At 59.8% G+C, this 904-nt stretch carries 2 protein-coding genes; both read left to right on the top strand.

The window, feature by feature from the left end:
- A partial coding sequence (locus tag P792_RS38715; protein WP_035439697.1) for a ribonuclease III family protein occupies positions 1-451 on the top strand: 451 nt, incomplete at its 5' end.
- Positions 448-904 (top strand): GTPase Era (gene era, locus P792_RS38710; RefSeq protein WP_035439695.1); only part of this gene is annotated, 457 nt, incomplete at its 3' end. The genes P792_RS38715 and era, both read left to right, overlap by 4 nt.

The raw sequence follows: 904 nt of genomic DNA, 5'->3' as shown, positions 1-904 counted from the left end.
GGCCCCGATTGCAGAGAGCATCGGTGTAGCCGAGGCGCTGCATATTGCGGAACATGAGGAGCAGGCCGGGATACGCAGCCTCGCCAATGTTCAGGCCGACGCGATGGAGGCTCTGTTAGGAGCGCTCTATCTCGATGGTGGACTGGAGCCGGCACGACGTTTCGTGCGCGAAAAGTGGGAGGATCTGCTGACCTCGCAGATCACGCCGCCCAAGGACCCCAAGACAACCCTGCAGGAGTTCGTTCTTGCACGGGGGTACCCCTTGCCGGATTACGAAACGCTTTCCATGGAAGGTCCCTCACATGCGCCGCGCTTTACCATCGCGGTTTCTGCTATGGGGGAGAAAGGAGAGGGCGTTGCGGGTAGCAAACGCCAGGCCGAGAGTGAGGCTGCTACTGCCCTGCTTCGGCGATTGAACCGTGGCCGTAAAGGCACGAAGGATAGAAAATGACAACACGTTGTGGTTTCGTCGCCCTGGTCGGGGCTCCGAATGCCGGTAAATCCACCCTGATCAACCGTATGACCGGGACCAAGCTCTCGATCGTTAGCCCCAAGGCCCAGACGACGCGCTTTCGCGTGCTCGGAATCCTGATGCGGCAGACTTCCCAGATTCTGCTGGTTGATACGCCGGGCATCTTCAAGCCAAAGCGTAAGCTTGACCGTGCTATGGTGGCGGCGGCGTGGACGGGGTCACAGGACGCCGATATCTCGCTCCTGCTGATCGATGCCAAGGCTGGCATACGCGAAGAAGCCCAGGCGGTCATTGATACCCTGGCGAAGCAGAAGCGCCGTGTCTGGCTTGTGCTCAACAAGACAGACCTCGTGACCACGCAGCAGCTTCTGCCCCTGACCAAAGCCATTACCGATCAGTTGTCGGTCGAGCATGTGTTCATGCTCAGCGCCC

Origin of the sequence: Asaia sp. SF2.1, assembly GCF_000505765.1 — a bacterium.
GTDB lineage: Bacteria > Pseudomonadota > Alphaproteobacteria > Acetobacterales > Acetobacteraceae > Asaia > Asaia bogorensis.
Note: the sequence above shows the minus strand (reverse complement) of the source record. Positions and strands in the feature narration are given on the sequence as shown.